The sequence below is a fragment of the Variovorax sp. M-6 genome (assembly GCF_052114385.1).
Classification (GTDB): domain Bacteria; phylum Pseudomonadota; class Gammaproteobacteria; order Burkholderiales; family Burkholderiaceae_C; genus Variovorax.
This window is the reverse complement of the sequence record NZ_JBFREQ010000005.1, coordinates 124309-149911: the sequence shown is the minus strand read 5'-3', so window position 1 is coordinate 149911 and position 25603 is coordinate 124309. Positions and strand designations below refer to the sequence as shown.

Below are 25603 nucleotides of genomic sequence, written 5' to 3'. Positions count from 1 at the left end.
CATCAACACGGGCCACTGCGAGAACCAAATGCCCCCACACGGGCGTCATCATCGTTCGCCGCCTGAAATCTCGGAAAGAGCAGGCCTTGGCCGCATGGCGAGTTCAAGTGCAGAGTCGGCGTCGATCCCGGTCATCCCGAGCAGTCGAACAATCACCTGGTCAGTCGAATCGGCGGGCACCGCGCCCGAAGTGATGGCCAGCGCGACACCCACTATCGCGTGACTCGTCAAGCGCCACACAAGTTCGGCATTGGGAATCTTGAATCGCCCGGCATCGGCAGCCCTTCGCAGGTCGCGAATCGCGAACGGACCCATTCGACGGAAGAGCGCATCCGCAATCACTTCTGAGCGGTTGAGCAACTGCTTCCAGCGCACATCGTTGGTCGCCGTTTCCAAGACGGTGCGAATGCCGAAAGCGTAGACCTGCGCGGGGTCCGTAAATCCCTTGGTCGTCGCCGCAATGCGTAGCGCGAGGCTGTGCATCATGTCCTCGAGCACTGCGATCGCGAGTTCGTCTTTTGACTTGAAGTAGTTGTAGACGGTGCCTGCGCCGACATCGGCCAGCTCGGCGATTTCCAGCATCGTCGCGCCGTCCAGTCCCTTCCTGCTCATCACGGTGCTGGCTGCCCGCAGCAGGGCCTCTCGATTCTTCTGTTGGCGACGGGCCACCCGACCCTGCGGCTCTTGAGGCGCCGTGTCGATGGCGTTCGGATTGGCTTCATTCATGAACGTCAGTCTATTCCGAATCCCTTCTGCCGCCCGGACCTCCCCCTCCGGCGAAGGGGCGTCTGCTCCGTTGCGCAATACCCGGACACGGACCAGCGCCCGAATATGAGGGTAAACCATATATGAATGTCATTCATTTTCGACCTACATTCACTTCCACGTCGGGAGTAGATGCAGCCAAGTTGCTCCCAGCAACCGCCTAACCGCCTGGCTTTTCACTGCTTGTCGGCCGATAAGCAAGCGAACGCTCACTTTTCAAGGAATTATCATGACCAATTCCAAAGCCACTCCTGCCACCGAATCCTTCGACGCGGACGTCGCCATCGTCGGCGGCGGTCCTGTCGGCACCTTGCTTGCCATCCTCCTTGGCAAGCGTGGCAAACGCGTCACGCTTGTCGAGCGCTGGAGCCAATCCTATGGCCGGCCGCGGGCCGTCACCTACGACCACGAGATTGCCCGCATCCTCGCGACGCTTGGCATTGACTCAGAGAACGACCCTGCCATCAGCTTCCACGACGAGCTGTACTACTGGAAGGATGCCAAGGGCGAGAACCTGCAAATCGTCGACTGGCAAAGCACATCTGCATCCGGCTGGCGGGTGCGCTACTGGTTCAACCAGCCGGACCTCGAAGAGCGCCTCACCGGTATCGCGAGCGAATTGTCGGCGGTGACCCAGGTCCGCGGCTGGCAGGGTGTCGCACTGGCTCAAGATGCGGAGGGCGTCACCCTCACGCTCAAGCGCAATCCCGAAGAAGTCGGCGTGGATGGACCGACGCAAACGCTGCGCGCGAAGTTCGTCATCGGCGCCGACGGTGCAAACAGCTTCGTCCGCGAAAGCCTGGCGATTGAAAACGAGGACAAGGGCTACTTCTTCGACTGGCTCATCCTCGACATGATTCCCAATGGGCCGTACCAGGTACAGCCTGCCCAATGGCAACTCTGCGACCCGAAGCGCCCTACGACCATCGTGCCAGGCGGCCCGGGCCGTCGTCGCTGGGAATACATGGTGCTTCCCGGCGAATCTGTCGAAGAAATGCAGAAGCCCGAACGCGCCTGGGAGCTGCTCAAGCCTTGGGGCCTGACGCCAGAAAACGCCGTCCTCGAGCGCAGTGCTGTCTACCGATTCCAGGCGCGCTGGGCCAAACAGTGGACCAAAGGCCGCTGCGCCATAGCCGGTGATGCCGCCCATCTGATGCCTCCGTTTGCCGGCGAGGGCATGTGCGCCGGAGTGCGAGATGCAGTCGCCCTGGGCTGGCGGCTCAACGCAATCCTTGAAGGAAAGCAGGGTCTCGAAATACTCGAGAGCTACACGACCGAACGCCTGGAGCACGCAAAGCACTACATCGACTTCAGCCAGGAGCTGGGAAAAATCATCTGCATCCACGACGAGAAGGAAGCGGCCGAGCGCGACACACGCATGAAGGCCGAGCTCGCCGAGCGCAACAACAAGCCCGTTCCGACGGACATCTGTCGCTTGGGCGAAGGCGCGTGGTGCAAGGACGCTGCGCATGCTGGGGAGCTTTCCGTTCAGGGCTTCGTCGAAGCCCATGGCAAGCACGACCGCTTCGACCAAGCGGTAAGTCAAGGCTGGATGCTGATTGCCCTGGACACGGACCCTGCCGATGCGCTGACACCCCTCCAACACATGCAACTCGCACACCTTGACGGCGTCACCGTCAAAGTCGGCAGGCCAGGTACGTCCTGCGACGCGGTGGACATCAACGGCACGTACGCCAAGTGGCTCCGCGACATCGAAGCGCGCTACGTGCTGCTTCGCCCCGACTTCTACGTAGCAGCCACCGCGAGCACTCCCGAGCAGATGCGCCAGCGATTCGAGGAAGTGATGTCGCGCCTGCATCTGACGCTCGTCGACGAAGCGGCAAACGAAGACCGCAACGCACGCCAGGCCGCCCTCGCCTGACCCGCACGCTTCCCTTTCACATAGGAGACAAGTCATGAGCCTCAATCGCCGCCATTTCACTCAAGGCCTCGCCGCCATCGCCACGACGGGGACAGCTTCACTCGCCAGCGCTGCCGATGTCATCAAGGTCGGCTACGTGTCGCCCCAGACCGGCGCCTTGGCAAGTTTCGGGGAGACCGACAAGTGGGTCATCGAACAGATGAAGACCGCCTTCAAGGACGGCCTGTCGGTTGGGGGCAAGAAGTACGAGGTTCAGGTCCTGCTCAAGGACAGTCAATCGAATCCCAACCGCGCCGGCGAAGTGGCCAACGACTTGATTCTCAAGGACAAGGTGGCGCTGCTTCTGACCGCGGGCACGCCTGAAACGGCGAATCCGGTGAGCGATGCTGCCGAGCTCAACGAGGTTCCATGCATCAGCTCGGTCGTGCCGTGGCAGCCCTGGTTCTTCGGCCGCAAGGGCAACCCGGAAACCGGCTTCGACTGGACCTACCACTTCTTCTGGGGTCTGGAGGACGTCATCTCGACATTCACCAACGGCTGGAAGAGCGTCCAGACCAACAAGAAGGTTGGCGCGCTCTTCCCGAACGATGGGGATGGCAACGCTTGGGGCGACAAGAACCTTGGGTTTCCGAAGCCTCTCGCTCAAATGGGCTTTGGCCTGACCGACCCCGGTCGGTTCCAGAGCGGCACGCAGGATTTCTCGGCGCAAATCGCAGCGTTCAAGCGCGACGGGGTCGAAATCGTCACAGGCGTCATCATTCCGCCAGACGCCAAGACCTTCCTGACACAGGCTCGTCAGCAAGGCTTCAGGCCCAAGGTCGTCTCGTTGGGCAAAGCCCTCATGCACCCCGTGGCCATCGAGGCACTGGGTGACCTCGGCGAAGGCTTGACCACCGAGGTCTGGTGGAGCCCGTCCCATCCCTTCAACTCGAGCCTGACCGGGCAAAGCTCCAGGGCACTGGCCGACGCCTACGAAGCAAGCACGAAGAAACAGTGGACGCAGCCGCTGGCGTTCTCTCACGCACTGTTCGAGGTCATGGCCGATGTCCTCAAGCGAAGCAAATCCCTCAAGCCACGCGATGTCCGCGATGCGGTCGCGGCGACCCAGCTGAAGACCGTGGTGGGCGACATCAGCTGGAAGGGCAAGGGCCCCTTCCGCAACGTGAGCAAGACGCCACTCGTTCTGGGTCAGTGGACCAAGGGCAAGCGTTTCAAGTATGAGCTGGCCATCGTGAACAACGAGTCGGCCAAAGCGATTCCCACCAGCAGCACGCTGCAGCTGATGTGATGGCGGGCGGGCGATGCCGATACTTGAACTGAGAACGGTCAGCAAGTCCTTTGGGGCGGTCAAGGTCACCGATGGGATTTCTCTTGCCGTGGAGAAGGGCGAGACCCTCGGCATCCTCGGGCCCAACGGCGCCGGCAAGACGACCTTGTTCAACCTGATTTCCGGTGACGTCAAGGTTGACGCCGGAGGGGTGCGCTATCGCGAGGAGGACATCACTGCCCTTCCACCCCACCTCAGATGTCGCCGGGGAATCGGCCGCAGCTACCAGGTGCCGCAGCCTTTCGGGCACATGACGGTATTCGAGAACCTTGTCACTGCAGCAAGCTTCGGCGCCGGGCTCCCTGAGCGCCAGGCGTGGGACGCAGCCATCAGCGTCCTGGAGCAGACCGGATTGATGCCCCATGCGAACAAGCCTGCCGGCTCGCTGACGCTGCTCAACCGCAAGCGCCTGGAGTTGGCCAGGGCGCTCGCTACAGCACCGGACCTGCTGCTGCTCGATGAAATCGCAGGCGGGTTGACGGAGCACGAAGCGCAAGAGTTGGTGGAAGAGCTCAAGCGAATCAAGGCCGGCGGCGTCACCATGATCTGGATTGAGCACGTGGTGCACGCGTTGCTCTCCGTTGCCGACCGCCTCTTTGTCATCAATTTCGGGCAACGCCTGGCGGAGGGCCTGCCAGTCGACGTCATGCAGGACCCCGAGGTCCGGCGCGTCTACATGGGTATGGAGGCATAAATGCATACGTCCTTGCTCGAGACTCATGGCCTGACGGCGTTCTATGGCGATGCCCAGGCGCTCTTCGGCATCGACTTTCGCCTCGAAGCGGGAGAGCTCGTAGCCATCATCGGTGCGAACGGTGCCGGCAAATCCACGTTCCTCAAGTGCCTGACGGGCCTGCTCAAGACGGCTCGCGAATCCATCGTCTTGAAGGGAACCCCGATTGGAGGCACCTCACCCGCGTCAATCGTGCGCCAAGGTCTTGCAATGGTGCCGGAAGGCCGCCGACTGTTTGCTTCCCTTTCGGTTGAAGAGAACCTGCTCATGGGCGCCAATGCAGCTCGCAAGGGCCCCTGGGACCTGGCGCGCATCTACAGGCTGTTTCCCATCTTGCTAGAGAAGCGCCGGCAGCCAGGAACGGCGCTATCCGGAGGTCAACAGCAAATGGTCGCCATCGGCCGTGCGTTGATGAGCAATCCCGAAGTTCTGCTGTGCGACGAGCTCTCGTTGGGCTTGGCACCCGTGGTCATCCGCGAAATCTACGCGGCCATGCCCACCATTACTGGCGAAGGCATGACTGTGGTCATCGTCGAGCAGGACGTGTCAGTCGCTCAGCGCGTGTCCAAGCGTCTCTACTGCTTCCAGGAAGGCAAAGTGTCCCTGCAGGGCGAGTCTTCCAGGCTGACGCGCGAGCAAGTCAGCCTCGCCTATTTCGGAGTCTGAACATGGAGACCCTCGTTCAAGGTCTGCTGCTGGGTGGCCTCTATGCGCTGTTTGCCCAGGGCCAATCGCTCATTTTCGGCGTGATGCGCCTGACCAACACAGCCCACGGCGACTTCATCATATTGGGCGCGTTCTCGACGGTCGCCTTGGTCATGTTCGGCATGCCGCCATGGCTTGCGCTGTTGGTGACCTTGCCCGTGGCTGCGCTCGCCGGCTTCGCGCTGCAGTTCGTCGTTCTCAATCGAACGCTGGGCAAGGACCCGCTGCCATCGCTGGTGGTGACATTCGGACTATCTATCGTCATCCAGAATCTGCTCCTGGAAACGTTCTCCGCCGACCCTCGCTCCATCGACACCGATGGCTTCAACACGCAGAGCTGGGCCCTCACGAGCGACCTGTCGGTAGGCACGCTCCCGCTGCTGATTCTTCTACTGGCAGTCCTCGTCACGGTTGCTCTCCAGTGGCTGTTCGGGCGTACCGCGCTTGGCCGCGCCTTCCGGGCCGTCTCCGATGACCAGGAAATCGCAGAACTTATGGGCCTGAACGCCCGCAAGGTCTGCGCGTTCGCGACGGCCATCGCCTTTGCATTGATAGGTCTGGCAGGCACTCTTCAGGCGATGCGCACAATGGTGTCACCGTCCGATGGACCGATGCTGCTGCTGTTCGCGTTCGAGGCCGTCATCATCGGCGGCATGGGTAGCTTCTGGGGAACGTTTGCAGGCGCGATGCTGCTTGGCATCACCCAACAAGTCGGCTTCCGGCTGGACCCTGGCTGGGGCATCTGGGCCGGTCACCTGGTATTTCTGGTCCTGCTCGTCCTCCGACCGCAAGGCCTCATGCCGAAGACGCGCGGCTAAGGAGATTCAAACGTGCAAGCAAATCACCCGATTCACGACTACCGCATTGCTCGCGGGACGCGCGCAAGTACTTCGCTTCTCTGGCTGGGCCTGACCATCGTCGTCGTCCTCGCGAGCCTTCCATGGTGGGGCGATTCCAGCTGGATGCGTGAGTTCGTCGAGATTTCGTGTTACTTCATCTTCGCGATGATGTGGAATCTGCTCGCCGGGTACGGCGGCATGGTGTCGATTGGCCAACAGGCATTCTTCGGGCTCGGTGGCTATGCCATGCTCGCCTTGGGCAACGTCTGGGGCGTCAACCCGTTCGTCGGTGTCTTGCTCGGTGCCGTTCTCGCCGGCCTGATTTCGATTGCGGTGTCCCGTATCGCCTTTCGCTTGCAAGGAGGCTACTTCGCCATCGGCACCTGGGTCATCGCTGAGGTGTTCCGCCTGACGGTCGCCAACATCTCTGCCGTCGGTGGTGGCTCTGGCACCACGCTCACCGCGCTACGAGGCATCGACAAGGCAACCCGAGAGTCCGGGACCTACTGGATGGCGCTGGCTTGCGTGGTGGCATCGGTCGCCATGGTGTACCTGTTCCTGCGTAGCAAGCAAGGACTGGCGCTTCTGGCCATCCGTGACAACGAAGTCGCTGCGCGCTCCCAAGGCATCGCCGTGGACCGCATGAAGCTGGCTGTCTACGCGGTAAGCGCCTTCGGCGCTGGATTGGCCGGTGCTTTGTACTTCGTCGGAAATCTACGCATCAGCCCCGATGCGGCGTTCAGCGTGAATTGGACCGCGTTCGCCATCTTCATGGTGGTGATTGGTGGCATCGGGCGCATCGAAGGCCCGCTTGTCGGAGCCCTGGTTTTCTGGGCACTGAACAAGGTATTCAGCGACTACGGCAGCTGGTACCTCATCGGACTCGGCCTCATCGCTATCGTCACCACCGTCTTCTTCAAACAAGGACTCTGGGGCTTCGTACAACAACGCTGGGGTTGGTCCTTGTTTCCCACCTCTAGACGCCTCGTGCCTTCTGAACGCCCAGCATTCATCAATGCCGCGTCCGCGGCAAGCGCAGCGCTCGCGTTCAACGCCCACCACCCTGAGTGAACCACGCCGCGTCGGCAGGGCCGACAAGGCAAGTCACAAGCATCACAAAAATCTGGAGAGCCCATGCGAAACTTGGACCAAAACACCATCACAGAAGCCGTGCTGGCACGGCATGCAGAATGCACAAACCCGCGGCTGAAGCAAGTCATGACAAGCCTGGTGAATCACCTGCACGCGTTCGCACGCGAGGTTGAACTCACTGAAGAGGAGTGGTTCAAGGGCATTGAGTTCTTGACGCGATGCGGCCATATCACTGACGACAAGCGACAGGAATTCATTCTGCTGTCGGACGTGCTCGGTCTCTCGATGCTCACCGTTGCTCAGAACAACGACAAGCCAACGGGTTGTACTGAAGCGACCGTCTTTGGTCCATTCCACGTCGAAGGCGCTCCCGAGTACGAGCTCGGCGCAGACATCTCCAACGGCGCACGCGGCATCCCCTGTCTTGTTCGCGGTACCGTGCGCGGCCTTGACGGTCGCCCCGTTGCCAATGCTCTTATCGACGTCTGGCAGTCCGACGAGGATGGGCTCTACGACGTGCAGCATGCCGAGATTGACGGGGCCCAGGCCCGCGGCATCCTGCACTCTGATTCCGAAGGGCATTACCACTTCCGCTCCATCCTCGCAGTACCCTACGCAATCCCGCACGATGGTCCGGTTGGCGACATGCTGGAATCTCTCGGCCGCCATCCCTGGCGCCCCGCACATCTTCATTTCCTCATCAAGGCCGAGGGCTACGAGACGTTGATTACGCACGTGTTCCGCAGCGACGATGCCTACCTCGACTCAGATGCCGTATTCGGCGTTCGGCAGTCGTTGATTGCAGACTGGAAGAAACAGTCCGATGGAACCTACCTCGTCGAGTACGACTTCGTGCTCAGCCCAAACTCAAAGTAGTAGCGCAATGGTCAAGCACATTGTGATGTGGAATGTCGTTGGAACCATCGCAGCGGAGAAGCAGCGCAACATTCAGTTGGTTCGAGACTGCTTCCTGGGACTTAAGGACAGTATCCCGGGGTTGATATCCATGGACATTGGCGTCGATGTGAGCAAGGTCGACTATGCGTGCGACGTCGTGTTGAACAGCGAGTTCGAGTCGTGGGAAGCCCTGGAAGGCTACGCGACGCATCCTGCACACCTGCGTGTGCGCGACGAACTATCTGGAATAAGGATTGCCAGGCACCAGGTTGACTACGAGGTGCATGACGCGCGTGACGCCATGGCCGGAGCGGCGAAGACATGAAGGAATTTGTCTACAACGGCCAACCTTCGCGAGTCGTGTTTGGACCCGGCTCAATCGCGCACCTTGAACGGGAGATTGACCTTCTAGGGGCGCATCGAGCGCTCGTGCTGTCGACGCCGGAGCAGAAGCACCAGGCGCAGATGGTGGCCGACCGCCTGGGAAGCCGCGTTGCAGGCATCTTTCCGCACGCAGTGATGCACGTGCCGATTGAAACAGCACGAGAAGCGCGCGAGGAGGCTCGCAAGCTCGGCGCCGATTGCGCCATCGCAATCGGTGGCGGTTCGACGACGGGACTCGGCAAGGCCATCGCCATGGAATCCGGGATGCCCATTCTCGCGATTCCTACGACCTACGCGGGCAGTGAGATGACGCCCATCTACGGCATAACCGAGGGTGGTCTCAAGAAGACCGGCCGCGATTCTCGCGTGCTGCCGCGAACCGTCATCTACGACCCCGACCTGACCCTGACGCTTCCCGTCTCGTTGTCGGTCACGAGCGGCATGAACGCAATCGCTCATGCCGCCGAGGGCCTCTACGCTCGCGACGGTAATCCAGTCATGGACCTGATGGCAGAGGAAGGTATCCGCGCCATTGCCCGCGCGCTTCCGGCCCTGCGTGAGCGCGCTGACAATGTCGATGCACGCGGTGACGCGCTATATGGTGCATGGCTGTGTGGAAGCGTCCTGGGGAACGTTGGCATGGCACTGCATCACAAGCTGTGCCACACGTTGGGAGGAAGCTTCAATCTTCCACATGCGGAGGTGCACACGGTTGTTCTGCCGCACGCTATTCGCTTCAACGCACAGGCCGCACCGGATGCCATGGCGCGCATTGAACGGGCGCTCGGTAGGGACGGCGTAGCCGCCGCAAGCGGCCTCTATGACCTCGCTCGCGCCAACGGAGCCCCATTCTCATTGCGCGACATTGGCATGAAGGAGGCAGACCTGAACCGAGCTGCGGACATAGCCGTGGCTGCCCCCTACTGGAATCCGCGTCCCTTCGGGCCTGCCGAATGGCCAGCGATTCGGCAGTTGCTCCAGGACGCCTATGATGGAGCGCGGCCAGCGCAATGACGAATCCCCTCTGAGTTCACCACTAGGGTGGCGATGCGGAGGTCACCCGCAGAGGACAACAAACGCGGATACAGAACCTTGAATCAGAGCGCTGTGACCATTGCGCGCGATACCGAGGTGATTGGTGTTCGACCTGTCCAGGCCGCGAACGATTGCTATCCCACGAATTCTGCAGCGCGGGCGACCGACTGCTTTTGGCCGCATCTTGCCTGCTAGGCTCACTCGGCGACGCCAAATCGGCGCCGAAGATGCTGAGCCAGGTGCGGAGCATAGCCAGCCTCAGCGACCTGGTCGGCCGTGGGCAAGTACTTGTCGACAACCCCTGCGCTCAGGTATCGGACATCTTCAAATGGCTTCGCGCATCTGGGGCACGCCACGCGGCCGTCAGCCGCTTGGTCGGGGTGCTGTATGTTCGAAAGGTCGGCCAAGTCGACGAACCAGGTATCGCACTCGTAGCAGTCAACCCAGATGTGAGCGCACGACGGGCAGCGTAGGAACACCAGGTCCTCGTCCCCGCAACATTTGGGGTGCGCGTACTCGACGTCCTGGTCATTCAGAAGGAGCGGGTTCGTGGGCTGGATGTCTGACATCGTCATGTCTTGAGAGGTGGTCGGGAACGTCCGTACATGGACGCCCCCGGTTTGCCAAGCAATCGTTGATGATGACACGGAGGTTCGATTGCACCCGTACATTCGGACTTTCGCTGCGGCTTTTCGCCGCTGTCCCTGATGGGGTTTGCTGGTCGGCTCCTCTATTGGTGTTTCGCACTCAAGGTGCCCCGGACGTTCTGGGCTTCGCCAACCACGGTCTTACCTGTCTTGCCATCACTGCGTGATTGCCTGAGCAATCGATGGTTCAGTCTCCTGCCTTCTGTGTTGATGGGTTGGGTCGGCTACGCAGCGAGCTGCGGCGGCACGTAGTTAGGTCGGAACTCTCGCCCGTGGGCCAGCAGCGCCCAGACCGTTCGCACGTTCTTGTTGGCCAGTGCCACCGCGGCCACGTTCGGATGTCGTCGATTCAGGAGGCTCGCGAGCCACACATTGGTGTTCACCGTCTTGCGCTGCGCCGCCACGATGGCCGAGCGCGCACCGTGAATCAGCAAGGTGCGCAGGTACAGGTCTCCGCGCTTGCTGATACCCAGAAGCGTTGGCTTGCCTCCGCTCGAATGCTGCCTCGGCACGAGGCCGAGCAAGGCCGAGAGTTGCCGGCCGTTGTCGAAGCTGTTCGCATCCGCGATGGAGGCCACCAGGGCGCTCGCTCCCAGGGGCCCGATGCCGGGAATATTCTCGAGCCTGAGGCTGAGCTCGCTGCTGCGATGCCATGCCTTGATTTGGTCCTCGAACTCGTGGACCAGCTTGTCCAGTTCCTTGAGATGCTCGGTCAAGCGAGCGATGAGTCGACGGAACGCCCCGGGAAGTTGGTTGCTCGCGTCTTCAAGCACCTCAGGGACTTGCTTGGCGACGTGGCAGATGCCCTTCGGGATGACCAGGCCGAACTCGCCGAGGAGGCTGCGAATCTGATTTGCCCGTGCCGTGCGGGCGATGACAAAGCCTTGGCGCGCCCGATGCAGCGACAGCACGGCCAGCTGCTCGACGCTCTTCACCGGCACGAATCGCATGTTGGGCCTGGCGACGGCCTCGCAGATGGCTTCGGCGTCCGCTACGTCGTTCTTGTTGCTCTTCACATAGGGCTTGACGAACTGTGGCGACATCAAGCGCACCGTGTGGCCGAAGCCCTGCAGAGTGCGCGCCCAGTGGTGGGCGCCGCCACATGCCTCCATGCCAATGAGGCACGGCGGGAGGTTCACGAAGAAAGCAGTCATCTGGTCACGCTGCAGTTGCTTGCGCAACGCAACCTTGCCATGCTCATCCACTGCGTGAACCTGAAACACATTCTTGGCCAGGTCGATGCCAACAGTCGTAATCTTCATGGTGGACGCCCCTCTCGGTTCAAGTGGTTGCTGACACTTCCACTTTGGCACATTGATGCCGGTACGGGTGGGGGCGTCCATCCCATTGGTGTTGGCCGACTGTAGCCTGTCGGCTACCAGGCGCTTCGGGCCCCAAGCGGTCTTTGACCCCACGCAAAAGCGGACGCTCAGGAGGAGGCGAAAGGCATCGGCCAGTTGCTCAGGCCTTCCCTACCGTATTCGCGCAAGTGGGGGTCTGAATGCAGGGCTAGCAGGCAGGAGCACCCACGGTGCCGGCGCGAATGCAGGCTGCTCTCTTCTGTTGCGCAACTTGTTCTGCATCGCCTGCCGGAGCGCTAGTCTTTCCCATTTCGACGGTGATGAGGCTCGGGTAGTCAAACGCCGCGCCGGTGGCCACGTCAACGCCAGCGCCGATTACACCACCGAAGAGAATGTTGCCAGCAACCATTCCTTTCGTGGATGATTTGGTCGAAGAGATGCCAGGCACCGCATCGTCTTTGTCGCAGCGAATCGCCATGTCTGCAAGGCTGCGCCGCACGGTGGTGGAGCCCGGCGTCGTCACAAACCATGTGCCCTTGTCGTTCTCTAGCTTACAGTTCGCACCAACCACTGGGCCAACTGCATCACGGGTTTCGACGGACAAACTCTGATTCTGTCCGCTCACAATCGACGCGCAGCCGACTACCTGCGTTAGCGCGACGCCAACAATCAACAAGGAACTTTTCATGATTCTTTTCGAGCGGGACCGTATCCCCCGGCCCCAATTGGGGGTTCGGCAAACGCCGAATTGTTAGTGGCAGAACCCATGAAACCGCTGTCCGCCTCGATGTCAAGCCAAGGACTCCAGAACGCGCGACCCGGACGCCTTGAACGAAGCAAAGGGCGTCATCGCACCTGGAGCAACGGCTTCGACAGTCACGCAGACGGGGCACTGGTCTTGCCTTCGTTGGATACGACCAGCTTGAACTTGTACGTGCCGACGACGTCCGCCTGCATCTGTGCCACAGGCGACGTCGTGTCGAACAATAGCGCCGCACTGTTTGCGGGCTTTGACTCCAAGCTCCAAAGATAGGTGATCTGTACCGAAGAAGAAGTGCCCGGGGGCGTATCGGCACTTGTAGAAGGGCTGGTGGTTTGGACCGTGCCTGGCAGGACTCCGCCGCCTCCGCCCCCACCACCTGCAGCCAATATCAGGGCCGCCGCACAGCACGCGAGCGCATGCCAGGTAGGCGCATGATCTTTCCGGCCCGCGCGACCGACTGTTCTCCTCCATCCATTTAGGCCCCTCAAATCAACAGTTAGTTACATTAAAATGTAACACTGAAGTTGTCAATCGAGGGTCGGCTTGATACGAATCTGCCTAGGGAAAACACCGGGCCTGATAACGACTGTGCGCGATTGAGGCAGGTTCACCAATGTCCGTGTTGGTCGCCTGTAGCCGGCCGGCGAGGCGCCATCCTCGGGGTGTTCGCGAACTGGGCGGCATCGGCGAAGGTCTGGTCTTGGCCGACTGTACCTGTCGGCTACCAGGCGCTTCGGGCCCGAAGCGGTCGTTCAACGTTGAATCTCAGCGGGCGGCGAAACCGTCCGCTGGAGCCAGTGCTTAGGTCTCTCTTGCGGGATGTGGCGGCTGTCAGCCGCTTGTGTGGGTCTTGGATCGGCAGCGGGGCCTCATGACCCGCGTACACCGACAAAACGCCGAAGCGCGCGGTCTACCATCCTCGCCATGAGCTCCCAATACGAATGCCTGCGTCCCGACCACCTGTACCGGGATATTTTTGACGTCGACGCGCCCAGCGACACCGCGGTGGGTCGCCAGGTTTGGCCCTGCCGCCCAGGCGTTTTCATCCGCAACCAACCGGCACCGCCTTCGGTCGAAGGCGCCGAACACCCGTACGCAGGCGCGATCGGACGCGAGCTCGTCGTGGGCCAGTTCGGCTTGGTCCCGCCCTGGGTGAAATCCGCTTCTGACGCAAAACTGCGTTCGACCAAGCTGGTCAACGCACGCTCGGAGACCGCGACCACGTCCAACAACTTTCGCGGCGCCTGGCTGGGTGCGCAGCGTTGCATCGTGCCGATGATGGCGTTTCACGAAGACGACTTTCGCAGCGGCAAAGCCGTGTCCACGCGTGTCGCGCGGGTGGACGGCAAACCCATGGGCGTGGCCGGTCTGTGGGAGTGCTGGACCGGTGCGCAGGGCGAGGTGATCGTCAGTTTCTGCCTGCTCACGGTGAACGCCAACAGCCACGCGCTGATGCACCGTTACGGGCAACCGGGCAGCGAAAAGCGCATGTTGACGATTTTGAACGAAGGTTCGTATGGCGCCTGGCTGAACGCGGCCCAGCCGGAGAAAGCGCGCGAATTCATGCGGGCGTATCCGGCCGAGGGGCTCACCGCCAACCCCATCGAGAAGAAGCGCTCGGCCGCTTGATCAGCACAGCGTGACCGGTGCCGTCTCGATGCCATGCTCGATGCTCTGCAGTGCACCTTCCGGCTTCGTTGATGACAAAGAGGCGTGAAGAGCGCTTCCCGTTACGTGGGTTCGCAACCACCCAGGTCAGGCCGTAGGTCCTATTCTGGCCGAATCTTGCCTCACGTCGGCGGCAGCCAGTTTGAGGTGTTTGCATCCAACCTCAGGCGCCTTTGCAGGCAAACTATGACGTCATATTCGCCGGCCCTGCCGGAGCCAATGCTCATGGCCTCCTGCTCGCTGATTTCGTCTTCTCGCCATGCCATCTGCTGAGCGCCTGCATCGTAACGGACGAAAAAGCGGTCTCCTCGGCGAATGACCTCCAGGTAGTCCTTGCGTAGTTCAAGGCCAAACAGCTTTTCCTCATCCATCCTTGTTCTCCGAATCGTGGGCCGCCTCTCAACGTCCGGTCGTGGCCGGATTCTGCCCGACGCTCAGACCTTCCGTGGCCGCTCCGCCGGCACGACAAAGTTGCCCGCGAGTGAACCTGGTAGATGTCAACTCTAAGCAGACGGCATATGCGAGCCCGCCTGTCACGCTCGGCTAATCCAGCGAGGTGTCAACCACGAATCGACCAAACCCGGTGCTATGGAACTTGAACGTGAATGACTTCCCCGCAAGCGAAGAGGCGCCGCCCGTAGCCAACTGATAGACGCCCTTCCCGGTTCCGCTGAAGCCGGTGACCTTGCCGTCAACCATCGTGGTGCTGTTGGTGGACTCAGTAACCACGTAGACGACCAATGAGCCCGGCTTGCGAATCACGCCGCTTCCCGACAGAGACACACTTGCGCCCTTATTCGAGTCCCAAATGGTCGTGCCTGTCATGACGCTGCCCTCAAGAGGTCCGCCTTCGTTCAGGCAGCTGTATTGACTCACAGAGACAGTGCGGCCTTCACCAGCGGGTTCTTGCGGTGCCGCCCCGACGCCCTGACAGTTGGACCGGAGCACCATCGGCGTCTGACCGCAGGCGCCAAAGGACATGAGCGTGAAAGCCAGTGTGCCGACCAGCCGCAAGTTTCTCGATATGTGGGTCATGGTTGTTCCTTTGGGTAGGCTAGGTCGCGCGAACGCTGCGCTTCATCGCGACTCTCGATTGGCAACAACTTGCCCCCCGCAGCGACTGACCATCATCTGCTTGACCTTGGACGGAATCAACAACACTGAGAACGACTGTCACATGGTTGATGCACTCAGGTGTCGCTGTTCCTTGCAACCGACCCAACTTCGTCATTGACTGACCGCACGCTGACGAGACGGCGACGCTGCTCAATTTGGGCCGCATGTCCACCGTCAGCTCTTGGCCGCATTGCGACGTACGTCGTGCTTACCGAACCCCTCACTTCGGTTTGGCTTCGGTCGTGGCCTTTCCCAGACTTTCAGTTCCAAGCGCCATCTCCGTAGAAAACGAGGCCATGCCGCGGGCATCAAGGTCCTCGCACTCGACCCATGAATAGGTTCCATAGTCGTCGACCTGCTTGTGGGCTCCCGCGATGAATGCGGTGACCGCGACTTGAGCAATGATGCCGAAGCCGGCTCCGACCGCAGCCCCAGCTGCTCCGCTCATGCGTTCTGGATTAGGAAGTGCTGTGGAGAGGTAGAAGAATCGGCGTTCGCCACCTTTCAGGTCCACAGCTAACGTCGCGGCCTTGGTTTCTGGAGCGCCGACTTTCGCCGCGGTCAGTCGATGCGTTCCTGCAGCAAGCCTGACAGCGACATACGAGTCGACGGGTAGCCTTGAGACTGAAACGCCATCGACTATTGGGAGAATGACAGAGTTGTCGTGGGGCGCGCGCAAGAGGTAAATGACAGCCTCTTCATCGGCGGGTTCAAGCCAAACGATGTCCTTGAGGGCAACTTGATGCTTCACCGAGTTTCTTGGGCCTGCGCAGCCAGCGATTGCTGCTGCGACCAAAATAGAAAAAGCGATGCGCCTAGCGCAAGCAAAAGATGGCGTCATGCGAGGTCACTTGGACTACTGAAGGGTGGGGCAGGAACGTACGCCACTCAATGAAACCAAGTGTAACTATATTGACGTACACTGCAAGCGGAGCGGTCCCCTGGCCGATGCGAATCAGGGCGGCAATTCTCGGTTGACGGCGCTCGAACTGGACGGGGGGCTCCAATGACCGGTCCTGGCCGGTGCCCGCCCGACGGCTACCACACCCTGTACCATGGCCTCTTCTGTACAGGCGAAGTCGAGCTCGCAACAATGTCTGGAGGGACCGTCTTGCATCCCTCGATAAAGCTGTAAGCAGAAATATTGAAGCTGACCTCAGGACCAAGGGTCCCAGCGCATTCCTTGACAACAAAAGCCGTCGCCATGGCGGCGGCCTGAGCAGCTTCCTTCAGCCCCAGCCCATTGTCGTGTGAGATGCGCATCGCGTCGTCCTGCAACAAAGCCAACGACTCGACTACTGAAAGCTCCGTCGGACCACCGCGCTTTGACGCTTCCCCACCCAGCTTCTCCTGATTCAATGAAACTCCGAAGTGCTGCAGCATCGCGGACATGATGGTGATGAGTTGCGGCCCTGCCTCGTTGGCCTCGTGGCTCAGTACCACAGACCCCGGCTTCGCGGGTGAAATGTCTAAGTTGAACGACCGAAAGAGCAGGCTTCCTGCCAATCGAGCAGTACTGGCGATGGCAGTCTCGGAGTGGACGGCACGGCCCGAACCAAGCTTGCTCGCGACTAAGTCGACCAACTCGCCGGCGGCCTTGTTCTGTGCTGTAGATATTTCCAACGGTTTTGCTCTCCTGCCCTTAGGTTGTTCTGTGGGGCGCATCTACGCCGGAGTCACATGGTGTAGTTCCGCTCTTGGCCGCATTCTGACGTATGCCGCATCGGCCACGCGCGAGCGACCTACCGCTGCAAGTTGGAGTCGAGCCAGAACTTCTGTCCGTTGGCGGATACCAGCCGCTCGAAGAAGTCATCCAACGTCGCACAGATTGGCTTCCATGCGTCCGGCGGATACTCCATGAAGCAGTCAACTACGAGGCAGTCGCCCCCCGTCGAATGGTCAACAGCAACATAGTCCGTGTCGCCAATGCAGCTCATGGAAACTGTGAGACCGCTCGGCCAGTCGTCCCCCAAGGACTCCTTCAATAGGCCGTTAATCCGGGTCAGCTCGTGGGTTGCGTACACCTTGAACCCGTCGACGCCCGCGCGGTTGTAAATCTCGGACCCATCGCTCTCTCCAAGAGCTCCCGATGTTCGCTGGAGATTGCAAGACCCCCGCTCGACAGGCTGGAAATCGCAGGCGCACTTGCCGGCTCGTTGAACAGGAAGCCGGCGCTTAGGGGGTATGGCGCGCCCGCAGGTATTTCGAGCGTGGCTCGCCTCACCTGGTCCCTCAACCCGTGCAACGCTCGGAATTTCAACGTCTATCTCCACTTGGACCGTCCCGCAACGTCAGCTTTCGCTTGAATTTGGGGGCGGGCTCGAGTGACTGGTTCTGGCCGACTGTAGCCGGTCGCACCGCCGTCGCGAAGGGGCCCGTTGCGGCCAACCGGTTGCGCAGCGGGTGCCCATACCCAGCGGAGCCTTGCTGCGACTGGTCAGCTCAATGTGATGATTCAGCGCACTGGCAGCAGATACTTTATTCCCTGTGTGAAGCCTCGTGGTGCGACAGTGAGATGATCCTCGTCGTTCAGGACCGCTGACTTCAGTTTCAAGCTCGGGTACTTTCTGCTTATCAGTGCCGCTTCCAACGCGCGGTTGTCGGCAACCATGTCTACCGTCTGGTTGTAGCGTCGGTCACCTTTGCGTAAGGCCTCATAGGCACCGACATAAAGATAGACATTCGCCCTCAGGTCCTGATTCTGCTTGGCATAGCCCGCTTCGAGCTTCAAGGCATGTCGCTTGTCGTACCAGAGGGACGGACTGCCGAGGATGTAACTGCTGAACAAGCCAGGTTCGGTGAAAAGAATCTGCGTCCCAAGCAGCGCACCGTAGGAGTGGCCCAGAAAGATTGCTCTGGCAGGGTCGGCCCGGTAGCGAGCGGTGATGAAGGGCTTTACCTGATCGCGCAGATATTGCTGATAGGCGTGCGCCTGACCATGGATCGCATTGGGGGGTGCAATACTCGGGCCGTTCGGTGTAGGCGTGTAGTCACGCTGACGGCTGACACTGCCGTCCTCACCCTTTCCATAAGACAGGCCGACGAGAATGAATTCCTCGATCTGGGGACCTTCAACATTCAGGCGACGCCCTAGCTGGCGGATGATCGGAAAGGCGTAGTCGGCGTCGGTCACATACAGCACGGGGTAGCGCCGCTGTGGCTGCTTTGCGTAGGACGGCGGCAACGCAACGAAAATTTGGTAGCCGCGTTTGGAAATGGGATCGGGCACGTCCCATACCTCGCTGTCGACGATCTCGTAGGGGTGCCCATTGCCAGACTGCACCTTTGGCGTCGATGGGGTCTGGGCGTGAGTCGGTGCGCTACAAGCGCCGAAGCTGACCATCAGGGCGATCAACTGGAAATGTGGAAAACGTCGATGCATAGGATTTTTCGTCAACTTTAGAACCACTGCGTCTTCCCACCACCGGCAGCTGCTGGCCGACTGTAGCCGGTGGCTCTGCCTTCGCGAAGGGACCCGAAGCGGACGCTGGACTGTCCCCGGAGGCAGTCACTCAGCGTGTGGCAGGAGCGACGGCCCAAAAGTCGTAGGCTTTGGGACATCCGCTCGAGGAAGGGTCAGGCTGCATCGTTTGCTGCCCTCACGGCCAGTGGAACGTATTCGGCCAACCGCTTACTTTCTATGTCTGCTGGCGAAGCGAGCTTGAGATGTCTTCGCAACTTGCCACCGCCTTCTAGGTACTCGAAGGTGTCGATGATGGCCGCACCCATCGAGAACTCAACCGACACGTGGTCCTTGTAGGCAAAGACTCCACCAAACTGTTCACCTGAAGAGAACAGGATGCCGCCGTACTTGACCTCTTCGGACAGAGGCTTGACAAGTTTCCTGATCAGCGTACGGACTGCCTGGATGGTCTCGTAGCGCTCTTCGCTCACCAAACGAATGTCTTCCACCAACGCTTCAACAGATTTCATCGACATGCTTCACATTAAGGTGCCTCACGCGTGGCCGGGAGGGATGGGGCTTATTTTTGACCGCCCGGCATCGGCGCTACGAACGTCTGGTCTTGGCCGGTCAGCGACATCAAGACCGCCACCACTACGAGGACCTTGTAGCATCAAGCACCAAGCCGGCGCCGCGACGCTATGGAAAACCGTTGACGCCCTCGCCAACCAAGTGCCGTTTAGCAAGCGAAATGTCGAGAAGACCCTTTCTCTGCCACTTCGCGAGCGTGTCGTCCCGAGTAACCCGCTGTTCGACTTTTTCGAGGGAGCAGGGCTTCGTCTTCGAACGGCCGGTGATGGCCGGCAGCAGAAGTCTAGCCTCCGGGCACGTTCTGCTGACCTCGGCCAATTCGGCGTGGGCTTGCTTGCGGCTTAATGAACCCGCAGCACCTCAAACTGCTGTCGGATTGGAGCGACCTGTATCCACACCTCATCACCCTCGCATTTACCCAGCATGGCCCTGCCCAAAGGGGCTTCGCTGCTGATGACCTGAACGAGCTGAGCGCCGCTGACCAACTTCATGCTGCCCCCATCCGGCCCGAGAAAGAGCAGTTGCTGCTTGTCGCTGGAATCGACTAGGCAGACCAGCGCGCCGAGCTGTATACCTTTGCTGGAGTCGTAGGGGCGCGGGCGGAATTGGCGCCAATTTGCCATCGCCTGGCGGATGCCTTCGGCGCGCCGAGCTTGGCCGGTGGCCAGGTATGCGGCTTCGAGTCCCAATGTGTCGTACTTGTTTTCGGCGATGTTTTCTTCGTGAGTCGCCGTTTCATGGGCCGCCCGCACTGCCTGTTCGGCTTGCAGCAGGTCTTCGGCGAGCCGTTCCAGCACTCGCTGCTGCAGCAAGAATTTATCCATGATGAAAGGTAGGCATCTCGAAAAAGCGGGGAGAGGCAGGTCTTGATTATGAAGGGCTCCCAGCCTGAGACGCTTCTGTTGGGTGCAGGTTAAATCCGTTATGCGCATGCCGCGGATGTCTGCTTTCGCCCGAACTGAGCGGCATCGGCGACCGTCCGGTCTTGGCCGTCAGCGGCGGAAGATTCACTTTCGTACGCGACCACGCTCGAACCGCAGAAACATCCCCAACGCTAGCGCCGCAAGAATGCCGCCCAACATCAGTTGCCCGACCGCCGCCGCCAACGCGGCCCCGGAAACGAAGAACAGCCCAAGGGCTCCATCAACGAGGTGGAGGAATCCGTCGACCTTCTTGCTGGGAAAGAACTTCATCATTTTTGCGTTCGAGCTTCGTCAGAAGTGACCGAATCCTGCCACAGTGCTGACCGTCCGCTCCTGGCCGACTGGCGACGCGCCGCCGGCGGACGTGCCGCCCCTCAAGCAGAGGAGTCAGCGACCAGGCACGTCGCGCGCGATTACTTCATTGCGCCAAGCGAGCACGCCGGCTCGCTCTGGGTGTTCCAGACGCGCCGCGACAGCGAAGAGAGCGCGGGGTTCCTCCACGGCATGTTCGCCTGAAGCCAGCCGCAAAGAAAAGGGCGAACACAAGTGCGCCCTAAGGAGGATTTGCGCCTTAGATTGAGACTACCGCTTCGTGCGGCAGTTGCTCAGGACGACGCCGACGTCCTCGTCATCCATGCCCAGGTGCAAGTCCTCGACGTTGCCATAGACCGTCGCTCCAACTTTGAAGCTCTTGTCAAACCTTGCGCAGTTGTATACGACAGCAAAATCCTTTCGCGCCTTGCTGGCTTCGAACGCCCAAGTGGTGGGCAGGGAGGCCTTGTAGTGTTTGACCACCTTGAGGGCAACGAGCTTGTCCTCGAGTTGTCGCTTCGACTTGGCTGTCCCTCCATCGCCACCCTGGTAGTACCCGTTCTTCCTTTCTGCCAAGGCGTTGGCCTTGACGAGGCCCTCGAGCTCCAGGGCCTTCATCGGGACAATGGACAGGTCGGATGCGGGGGCTGTACCTGCCGTGCATCCGGTCAGGTAGATTTTGAGGTGGCGATAGGCGTCTGTCTTGGTGCGCGGCGTAACGCGCGAAACAGTGCCGTTGACCCAGCCAGCCTGCTCGAAGCCCTTGCTCCAAGAATCGCAGCTGTATACGGTAGACGGGTCCTGTCTCGACGAGCTCACGAACGTATTCGTGTCGTCCTTGTCATTGCTGAGCGTGTGTTGTAGCAAGAGCGACACAGGCTTACCGGCAAGGACCTTCTCCGCCGCAGGAGCAGACCTGGCCTTGGCCAGGATGTCGTCCACGTCTCTGCGGTTCAGTGGCCCTTGCTTGGAAAGTGCTGGCGCAGGGGCGGCCGGCGCCGCGTTGGTTGACTTGTCGGCCCCTTGAGAGGAGGCGCCGGGCGGCACGGCACAGGCGCAAAGTGCAAGTGCGAGGACGAACGGAATTGGGAGTCGAGTTGGTTGCTTCATGTGTCCTAAAACGTGTTTTTTTGAGCTACAGCGGTCGATGCCGCTGCAGCGTGAAGTGAAGCCAACAGAAATCAGGCCGGGCTAGGTCGTGTAACATATTGTATCGCGACGCGTTTGGGGCCCGAAGCCAGGTCGGCTGGGAATTTCCCGCCGCTCACAACCTGCCGAGTAGGGGCGTGAGGTCCTCAGCCCCCGGCCAACGGCACTCGCTGGCCTCAAAGCTGCGAGTGACCGAGGGTGCTGGTAGAACGGCTGCATCGACGCCCAGCAGGCGCTGTGCGACACACTCGCTTTTGCCAGGGTCACCAAAGAACTCGTCTCAGGGGCTCCGACCCCCACCTCGAGGTGCGCGCAGTACCAAAGTAGCGAAGGGCTGCCCGTCCCAGGTTGGTCGCGTCGGGCCCGTCATCTCGAACTGCACGGGTTGTCCAGTCTTTTGCTGCATCACCTTGGCGCGTGCAGCCGCGCGCTCGCCACTGGAGATATCACGGACCCGAAGCTTCGCCAGGTCGCAGGCTCTGAGCTTGCTGTCGATGCCAAGATTGAACAGCGCGAGGTCGCGCACCCGACCTCGCAGCTGCAGGCGCACCCGGATGGCCCAAATTCCCTTGGCCTGAATGGGGGGGGCTTCTGCCCGACAAGCTTGCCCTTGTTCCACGGCTCGCGGTGACGCATCGAAGTTGCTTCCATGATGAGCTCCTTTCTGAAGATGGAGACTCAGATTGCGCCGGCGGCGGGCATGTCGATTTGCACTGCCCTCCTTGTGCGGGTACGGCCTCCACATCCATCCGGCGGTCAGCACATCTCCGCCGGTGACGCCTCCTCAAAACTGTGGAGGGCCGCACTCTTGCATGCGCCCGACTAAGTTGATACAAATTGCCTACAACAAAATCGAGGAGAAGGCAATGAATCGCCCAATGGGGGCCATGGCCGCGCTCGCGTGCACCTTGGCATTTGGAAGTGCGCAAGCCGGTTCGACCTTCTGGCCGGGATACATGGGCCAGCAGGAAGCGGGAATGTCCGGCAGTCCTGTAAAGGCGCCAATGCCGGCGACGACCATCAACCCACCGGGGCCGGGGACTGCTGAATCGCAAGCACGGTGGAGTGGTCTCTGGACGGGTTGGATGGCGCGGAACAAGCAGTTGGATGTGAACATTGCTGTCAAGGACATCTCGCCCGAGAAGGTCGGAGTGGTCTAAGCCGTTGCATCCGCAAAGATTGCGCCCACGGAATCGGTGGCGGAGGGCAAGTTTGTCGACAACGAATTGCAGGCTGTCTTGCCGAGCGGTGCGCTCATCATCATGAGGATGGTCACCCCGGGACGAATGGAAATATGCTATGACGGCACAAAGATATCCGGTGGCTCGTGCTGCACGTTTGGCGTTCTCACAAGGAAGCCTTAGCAGGCCAGTGTCCGGCGGCTGCCGCTGAGTGCGTTGAGCGCACGCCGGGCGTTCATGCCTCGATGAACTCGTAGGGATGGCCCTGCGACGCCAGCGACAATTCCAAGCTGCGTTGATTGAGCGAGCGCGAGGTCGTAGGGTGACGCAGTTCCCACAAGTGTTTCGTCGGTAACCAGAAGGAGTGACCGCATGCCTACCGCCAACCCGTGCTTCGTTTCACACCTGACTTTGTTGCGCCGTGCGCGCGCAACCGCCCTCGTGGCGGTGGTGCTGGCGATTGGAGTCGCCGTGGCGCAGCCGAAGGAATTCCCCGCGGACGCAGCCCCAGTGACTACAGATTCGCTCAAAGGCCTGGCCGGTAAGAAGTTCGTCGGGAAGCGGGCGGACGGAAAGACATGGACAATGGACTTCGGTCCCGACTTCGCGTATCGGCTGACGGCACAGGACGGCATCCTCGACGGGAAAGTGCGGCTCGACGGTGAGAAGCTGTGCCAGGATATGCGCAAGACTCTCGAGAGCAGCTGCAACGACGTGCGCTTGAAAGACAACATGCTCTTCTACAAGCGCAACTCCAATGGTGAGGTCGTGACTCTCGTCGCCCAGTGAAAGGCCGGACGATGCGGATTGCATGGAGCGCAATCTTCGCCTTCGCCGTCGTCACTCTGGCCGGCTGCCAAGGTGCCGGATATGGCGTTGGGTACAGCGGAAGCGACGCTACCGCCCCGCTGCCCGATGACATCCGTATTCTTGAACCCCGGAAGGACATGGACCCAAGGAAGACAGCATTTCTGGGGCGGTGGGAGGGGGTTTGGGTTGGGGGGCATGACCGCGTTCAGCACATTCTGATTGTGGAGACGCTGTCTGAGGATACATTCAGTGCCGTGTACGCCCTAGGTGACTCAATGTCGCCGTATGGCCGGATTGCAAGAAGCTGGAAGCGAGTCTACGGCGTACCTCAACCTGGAAAGCTCGTCATCACAACCTATGCGAATATTCGTCCCGTTGTGACGACATACGAGATGCAGGCAGATGGAACTATCAGTGCGACGTACAGTCCGGGAATTGGCCCGGCATCGAACGCCAAGATGGTTAGGGTTGCGACGAAGTAGGTCACGGTCATCAGGACCGCATCCACTGCTTACGGGGGCAATGCCACCTCCTTCGAACGGACCCACCTCTTCAGTCGCTCGAGCTGACAGGGTAACGCGATGCTTCGCACGAGCCCTCGGAAGCCATCGACGCTTCGGCAGTCTGCAAGTGAGCAAACATCCCGTAGCCAGTGGGCGAGGCGCGATATTGCCGGTGAATTGAACGTCCGCGGCGACCGTCCGCTTCTGGCCGACTGTAGCCGGCCGGCCAGGCCGCCAACCTCAGGGGGTGTCCGCGAACCCGCCGCCGCGGTTCCACGTTTGGATCTGGCCGAGACGGGCGGCTCGTAGCCGAAACGCATAGCGCAGCGAACGGTGACAACGACTTAGCGCGCCAACCTCAGGAGGCGGTGGAGCGAGGATGAAGGCGCGACCACATTTGTGCAAAAACCACGAACAGATTTCTGCACATGGACGTCAGCCCAAGAAAGGCAATGCCTCAATGCCTAGCATCTATCTCTGATCGGGCCGACTGGTCTACCGCAGCTCTTGCAAACTCAACCTTTTAGGTGAAAGTCGCTGGAAATCAATCGGAGAATGCGGATCTCGCCTTACGGACGGCCAACTCCACGGCAGAACTTATAAAGAAATCGCGCCCGGACACTGCGACACTTCGGTCGTAGCAACCGGTGGCTATCCTCGCGCCGGCGCCACTTGAACCGGTGCTCTCGGGTCGAATCTGACTTTGTTGTACGCACCAAGCTTGTCTCTGTGAGTTCGGATCCGGCAGCGACATTTTGAAGGTTGAGATCGCTTCGGGAGGCAATGTCAAGTTGAGTGCCGCACCTGGGGATTTGAAGGACTCATCAGCATCCGGTTGGCTGACAGCATCGATACGCGCAATGCTCGGTACCACGAAAGTCGATGCCGCAGGGCTGGGCACTCCTACTTGGGCCGTCGCGTGTGACGTAACAGCAAGCATTGCGGCGAAGATCAAGATGTTGCTTTTTTCCATCGAAGGGCTCGCTGGTAATTCTGACCTGGCGGCACGCCACCACAAAAATTGAATAGGCTCACGCCCGGCTGCCCCAGCTGCGAGCTTTCGACCCTAGAGAAGGTCGAGCAACTGCTCGAAGTCCATGCCGTTAGACTGCTGAGTTGTATCGCGTCGCGGATGTAAATGCAAGCTAGTGCCTAAAAGTCTGCCATGCCAGCGCAGACGGACGCGCGCGTCGACGCCGTGATCGCCGAGACGCTGGAGAGCGTGCCAGAAGCGGCGACACACTGGAGCACGCGGACCATCGCTCTTCGGTCACGTTCATAGGCCTTGCGGCGCGGGTAGTGCCACGATGCCCACAGCAACCCAGCCAAATTGACCGTGACGGCGCCTCCGACCATCGCATACCAGACGCCTCGGATGAACTCCCAGCGTCTTTCGTTTATCACAAGCCCTTTCCCAAACTGGGCATAGCCCCAGATGAGGATGTCCGGCAACCAGTGGAGCGAGACCGTCAGAATTGCCATGACACAAGTTCCGCGCACGAAGGCGACCCATTCTGGTTTCGGATAGATGGCCTGAGGTTTCGGGGACATGGTGGCTGATTGTTGTCCGGCTCGCC

Annotated in this window: 27 protein-coding genes and 1 pseudogene; 15 read left to right on the top strand and 13 right to left on the bottom strand. The window is 60.5% G+C overall.

Translation table 11 applies throughout. The features are described from left to right. Positions 1-48: 48 nt before the first annotated feature. Complete coding sequence (locus AB4Z46_RS08085) at positions 49-726, bottom strand: TetR/AcrR family transcriptional regulator (RefSeq protein WP_442282965.1); 678 nt, start codon at positions 724-726, stop codon at positions 49-51. Between the two features lie 268 nt (positions 727-994). Here AB4Z46_RS08085 and mhpA point away from each other — a divergent pair, with 268 nt between their 5' ends. The 9 genes from mhpA (at position 995) to AB4Z46_RS08040 (ending at position 9638) form a co-directional block, all read left to right on the top strand. Continuing rightward, complete coding sequence (gene mhpA, locus AB4Z46_RS08080) at positions 995-2647, top strand: bifunctional 3-(3-hydroxy-phenyl)propionate/3-hydroxycinnamic acid hydroxylase MhpA (RefSeq protein ID WP_442282964.1); 1653 nt, start codon at positions 995-997, stop codon at positions 2645-2647. A gap of 34 nt (positions 2648-2681) precedes the next feature. Beyond that, positions 2682-3935 carry an ABC transporter substrate-binding protein gene (locus AB4Z46_RS08075; RefSeq protein WP_442282963.1) on the top strand — a complete coding sequence of 418 codons (1254 nt, stop codon included), beginning with the start codon at positions 2682-2684 and terminating at the stop codon, positions 3933-3935. Between the two features lie 13 nt (positions 3936-3948). Beyond that, positions 3949-4668, top strand: a complete 720-nt coding sequence (locus tag AB4Z46_RS08070; RefSeq protein WP_442282962.1) for an ABC transporter ATP-binding protein — start codon at positions 3949-3951, stop codon at positions 4666-4668. After that, positions 4669-5373 (top strand): ABC transporter ATP-binding protein, encoded by a 705-nt coding sequence (locus AB4Z46_RS08065; protein ID WP_442282961.1) that lies wholly within the window; start codon positions 4669-4671, stop codon positions 5371-5373. Between the two features lie 2 nt (positions 5374-5375). Beyond that, a complete protein-coding gene (locus AB4Z46_RS08060; protein ID WP_442282960.1) occupies positions 5376-6230 on the top strand; it encodes a branched-chain amino acid ABC transporter permease in 855 nt (284 codons plus the stop codon). Positions 6231-6242: 12 nt separating this feature from the next. Next, positions 6243-7322, top strand: coding sequence for a branched-chain amino acid ABC transporter permease (locus tag AB4Z46_RS08055; RefSeq protein WP_442282959.1), 1080 nt, complete (start codon positions 6243-6245; stop codon positions 7320-7322). Between the two features lie 63 nt (positions 7323-7385). Further along, the gene (locus tag AB4Z46_RS08050) at positions 7386-8219 is read left to right on the top strand and encodes an intradiol ring-cleavage dioxygenase (protein ID WP_442282958.1); all 834 of its coding nucleotides are present in this window, start codon (positions 7386-7388) and stop codon (positions 8217-8219) included. A gap of 7 nt (positions 8220-8226) precedes the next feature. After that, a complete protein-coding gene (locus AB4Z46_RS08045) occupies positions 8227-8565 on the top strand; it encodes a Dabb family protein (RefSeq protein WP_442282957.1) in 339 nt (112 codons plus the stop codon). Further along, entirely contained in the window at positions 8562-9638 is a 1077-nt protein-coding gene (locus AB4Z46_RS08040; protein ID WP_442282956.1) for a maleylacetate reductase, read from the top strand. The genes AB4Z46_RS08045 and AB4Z46_RS08040 overlap by 4 nt, the downstream gene beginning before the upstream one ends. Positions 9639-10530: 892 nt before the next feature. Here AB4Z46_RS08040 and AB4Z46_RS08035 read toward each other — a convergent pair. Further along, entirely contained in the window at positions 10531-11568 is a 1038-nt protein-coding gene (locus AB4Z46_RS08035) for an IS110 family transposase (RefSeq protein WP_442282955.1), read from the bottom strand. Positions 11569-11815: 247 nt separating this feature from the next. Beyond that, positions 11816-12295, bottom strand: a complete 480-nt coding sequence (locus AB4Z46_RS08030; RefSeq protein ID WP_442282954.1) for a hypothetical protein — start codon at positions 12293-12295, stop codon at positions 11816-11818. Between the two features lie 999 nt (positions 12296-13294). Between AB4Z46_RS08030 and AB4Z46_RS08025 the strand changes: the two genes are divergently transcribed. Next, positions 13295-13999 (top strand): SOS response-associated peptidase, encoded by a 705-nt coding sequence (locus tag AB4Z46_RS08025; RefSeq protein WP_442282953.1) that lies wholly within the window; start codon positions 13295-13297, stop codon positions 13997-13999. Positions 14000-14160: 161 nt separating this feature from the next. On the opposite strand, the gene AB4Z46_RS08020 is transcribed toward AB4Z46_RS08025, so the two are convergent. The 7 genes from AB4Z46_RS08020 to AB4Z46_RS07990 form a co-directional block, all read right to left on the bottom strand. Further along, positions 14161-14409, bottom strand: a complete 249-nt coding sequence (locus tag AB4Z46_RS08020) for a hypothetical protein (RefSeq protein ID WP_442282952.1) — start codon at positions 14407-14409, stop codon at positions 14161-14163. 172 nt (positions 14410-14581) lie between these two features. Beyond that, on the bottom strand, positions 14582-15073 hold the full coding sequence (locus AB4Z46_RS08015; protein WP_442282951.1) for a hypothetical protein: 492 nt from the start codon (positions 15071-15073) through the stop codon (positions 14582-14584). 301 nt (positions 15074-15374) lie between these two features. Continuing rightward, entirely contained in the window at positions 15375-15995 is a 621-nt protein-coding gene (locus AB4Z46_RS08010) for a hypothetical protein (protein ID WP_442282950.1), read from the bottom strand. Between the two features lie 197 nt (positions 15996-16192). After that, complete coding sequence (locus tag AB4Z46_RS08005) at positions 16193-16819, bottom strand: hypothetical protein (RefSeq protein ID WP_442282949.1); 627 nt, start codon at positions 16817-16819, stop codon at positions 16193-16195. Between the two features lie 790 nt (positions 16820-17609). Continuing rightward, a complete protein-coding gene (locus AB4Z46_RS08000; RefSeq protein ID WP_442282948.1) occupies positions 17610-18536 on the bottom strand; it encodes an alpha/beta hydrolase in 927 nt (308 codons plus the stop codon). A 194-nt stretch (positions 18537-18730) separates the two neighbouring features. After that, positions 18731-19087, bottom strand: coding sequence for a DUF1801 domain-containing protein (locus AB4Z46_RS07995; RefSeq protein WP_442282947.1), 357 nt, complete (start codon positions 19085-19087; stop codon positions 18731-18733). Between the two features lie 402 nt (positions 19088-19489). After that, positions 19490-19972, bottom strand: a complete 483-nt coding sequence (locus AB4Z46_RS07990; protein WP_442282946.1) for a GreA/GreB family elongation factor — start codon at positions 19970-19972, stop codon at positions 19490-19492. Between the two features lie 261 nt (positions 19973-20233). Here AB4Z46_RS07990 and AB4Z46_RS07985 point away from each other — a divergent pair, with 261 nt between their 5' ends. Beyond that, complete coding sequence (locus AB4Z46_RS07985) at positions 20234-20587, top strand: hypothetical protein (RefSeq protein ID WP_442282945.1); 354 nt, start codon at positions 20234-20236, stop codon at positions 20585-20587. Positions 20588-20653: 66 nt separating this feature from the next. On the opposite strand, the gene AB4Z46_RS07980 is transcribed toward AB4Z46_RS07985, so the two are convergent. Continuing rightward, positions 20654-21325 carry a hypothetical protein gene (locus tag AB4Z46_RS07980; RefSeq protein WP_442282944.1) on the bottom strand — a complete coding sequence of 224 codons (672 nt, stop codon included), beginning with the start codon at positions 21323-21325 and terminating at the stop codon, positions 20654-20656. Positions 21326-21884: 559 nt separating this feature from the next. Then, positions 21885-22183, bottom strand: a pseudogene (locus AB4Z46_RS07975) (integrase); the annotation flags it as partial. A 161-nt stretch (positions 22184-22344) separates the two neighbouring features. Here AB4Z46_RS07975 and AB4Z46_RS07970 point away from each other — a divergent pair. The 4 genes from AB4Z46_RS07970 (at position 22345) to AB4Z46_RS07955 (ending at position 25051) form a co-directional block, all read left to right on the top strand. Then, the gene (locus AB4Z46_RS07970; RefSeq protein WP_442282943.1) at positions 22345-22692 is read left to right on the top strand and encodes a hypothetical protein; all 348 of its coding nucleotides are present in this window, start codon (positions 22345-22347) and stop codon (positions 22690-22692) included. Between the two features lie 393 nt (positions 22693-23085). Beyond that, positions 23086-23502, top strand: a complete 417-nt coding sequence (locus tag AB4Z46_RS07965) for a hypothetical protein (RefSeq protein ID WP_442282942.1) — start codon at positions 23086-23088, stop codon at positions 23500-23502. 11 nt (positions 23503-23513) lie between these two features. Next, a complete protein-coding gene (locus AB4Z46_RS07960) occupies positions 23514-24005 on the top strand; it encodes a hypothetical protein (protein ID WP_442282941.1) in 492 nt (163 codons plus the stop codon). Between the two features lie 881 nt (positions 24006-24886). Then, positions 24887-25051 carry a hypothetical protein gene (locus tag AB4Z46_RS07955; RefSeq protein WP_442282940.1) on the top strand — a complete coding sequence of 55 codons (165 nt, stop codon included), beginning with the start codon at positions 24887-24889 and terminating at the stop codon, positions 25049-25051. A gap of 127 nt (positions 25052-25178) precedes the next feature. Here the strand turns inward: AB4Z46_RS07955 and AB4Z46_RS07950 are convergent, their stop codons facing one another. Continuing rightward, positions 25179-25577, bottom strand: a complete 399-nt coding sequence (locus AB4Z46_RS07950; protein ID WP_442283075.1) for a hypothetical protein — start codon at positions 25575-25577, stop codon at positions 25179-25181. Positions 25578-25603 lie beyond the last annotated feature (26 nt).